General features: G+C 62.9%; 1 protein-coding gene. It reads left to right on the forward strand.

The window, feature by feature from the left end; genetic code table 11:
• A partial coding sequence (locus BK662_RS28615) for a VCBS domain-containing protein (protein ID WP_259695965.1) occupies nucleotides 1-2,708 on the forward strand: 2,708 nt, incomplete at both ends.

Raw genomic sequence — 2,708 nt, forward strand, 5'->3', positions numbered from 1 at the left:
ATCGCCTTCACCGACGCCGACCTGATCGACACCCACAGCGTCACCGTCACGCCAGGGGCTTCCGGCTATCTGGGCACTTTCACCACTAACCCACTGAGCGACAGCACCGGCACGGGCAGCGGTTCGCTGGGCTGGAACTTTGCGGTGAACAACTCCGCATTGCAGTTCCTCGGCGAAGGCCAAATCGTCACCCAAACCTATAACGTGGCGATCGGCGACGGCGCGGTACAGACCGTGACCATTACGATTACCGGCACCAACGACCAGCCGACGCTGACGATTACCGACACCACCGGCGCGATGAGCGAAGGCAATGGCACTTCAACCCTGAGCGACAGCGGCGCACTGAGCTTTGCCGATCTGGACAGTACCGACACGGTGACCGTGTCGCAGACCGCCAACGGCGACATCGCCTGGAGCGGCGGCGTGCTCAATGCGACCGTGGCCTCGGCACTGGTAGCCGGTTTTTCGGTCGACCAGAACAGCTGGGACTACAGCAGCAATCAGAACCTCGACTTCCTCGGTGCGGGAGAAACCATCACCTTCTCGTACGCGGTGGTTGCGACCGACGACAGCGGTGCGGCTAATGCTGCCTCGGCGACGCAGACGGTCACCATCACTATCACCGGCACTAACGATGCGCCGGTGCTCAACTTCGTGACGGGCAATGATGCCGGTGCGGTGCAGGAAGACACTGCGCTCAGCGTCAGTGGCCAGTTCAGTTCGGCCGATATCGATCACGCGGCCACGGCCACCTGGAGCATTGCCGGGTCGAATACCGGCACCTACGGTTCGATCGCGGTGGATAGCACCGGAAAATGGACTTACACCCTGGCCAATGGCACCGATGGTGTCGCCAGTGCGGTGCAGTCGCTGGGGGCTGGAGAAAGTCACGATGAAGTGTTCAGCGTGCAGGTCAGCGATGGCCTCGGCGGCGTGGACACTCAGCTGGTGACCGTTACCGTCAGCGGCACTAACGACGCGCCCGTGCTCAGCTTCGTGACGGGCAACGATGCCGGCGCGGTGCAGGAAGACACCGCGCTCACCGTCAGTGGCCAGTTCAGCTCCGCCGACATCGATCATGCTGCTACGGCCAACTGGAGCATTGCCGGTACGAATACCGGCACCTACGGTTCGATCGCGGTGGATAGCACTGGCAAATGGACTTATACCCTGGCCAATGGCACTGATGGCATTGCCAGTGCGGTGCAGTCGCTGAAGGCTGGAGAAAGTCACGATGAAGTGTTCAGCGTGCAGGTCAGCGATGGCCTCGGCGGCGTGGACACTCAGCTGGTGACCGTTACCGTCAGCGGCACTAACGACGCGCCCGTGCTCAGCTTCGTGACGGGCAACGATGCCGGTGCGGTGCAGGAAGACACCACGCTCACCGTCAGTGGCCAGTTCAGTTCGGCCGATATCGATCACGCGGCCACGGCCACCTGGACAATCAATGGATCGGCTTCGGGCACCTATGGCTCGATCGCGGTGGACAGTACTGGCCAGTGGACTTACACCCTGGCCAATGGCTCCGACGGAATCGCCAGCGCGGTGCAGTCGTTGAAGGCTGGCGAGAGTCACGATGAAGTGTTCAGCGTGCGGGTCAGCGATGGCCTCGGCGGCGTGGACACCCAGCTGGTGACCGTCACCGTCACTGGTAGTAACGATGCGCCGGTACTCAGCTTCGCTACGGGCAACGATGCCGGCGCGGTGCAGGAAGACACCACGCTCAGCGTTAGCGGCCAGTTCAGTTCGGCCGATATCGATCACGCGGCCACGGCCACCTGGAGCATTGCCGGGTCGAATACCGGCACCTACGGTTCGATCGCGGTGGATAGCACCGGAAAATGGACTTACACCCTGGCCAATGGCACCGATGGTGTCGCCAGTGCGGTGCAGTCGCTGGGGGCTGGAGAAAGTCACGATGAAGTGTTCAGCGTGCAGGTCAGCGATGGCCTCGGCGGCATGGACACTCAGCTGGTGACCGTTACCGTCACTGGCACTAACGATGCGGCCGTGTTGTCCGCCGACATCGCCAACCTGACCGAAACCAATGCCCCGCTGACCACCACCGGCACGCTGAGCATCAGCGACGTCGACAGCGCCGCGACCTTCGTCGCCCAGGCCAACACCGGCACCTATGGCCAGTTCTCCATCGGCACTGACGGTGCCTGGAGCTATGTCGCCGACTCCGCGCACAACGAGTTCGTCGCCGGCACCACCTACACCGACACCTTCGCGGTGAGCAGCGCCGACGGCACCGTCACCTCGGTCACCGTGCATATCCTCGGCAGCAACGATGCCGCGGTACTGTCCGCCGACGTTGCCAACCTGACCGAGACCAATGCACCGCTGAGCACCAATGGCCAGCTGAGCATCAGCGATGTCGACAGCCCGGAAAGCTTCCAGGCGCAAACCAACACCGACGGCACCTATGGCCAGTTCTCCATCGGCACTGACGGTGCCTGGAGCTATGTCGCCGATAGTGCGCACAATGAGTTCGTCGCCGGCACCACCTACACCGATACCTTCGCCGTAAGCAGTGCCGATGGCACCCTCACCTCGGTCACCGTGCATATCCTCGGCAGCAACGACGCCGCCGTGTTGTCCGCCGATATCGCCAACCTGACCGAGACCAATGCACCACTGACCACCTCCGGCACCCTGAGCATCAGCGACGTCGACAGCGCCGCGACCTTCGTCGCCCAGGC

Source organism: Pseudomonas frederiksbergensis (assembly GCF_003732275.1).
Taxonomy (GTDB): domain Bacteria; phylum Pseudomonadota; class Gammaproteobacteria; order Pseudomonadales; family Pseudomonadaceae; genus Aquipseudomonas; species Aquipseudomonas frederiksbergensis_H.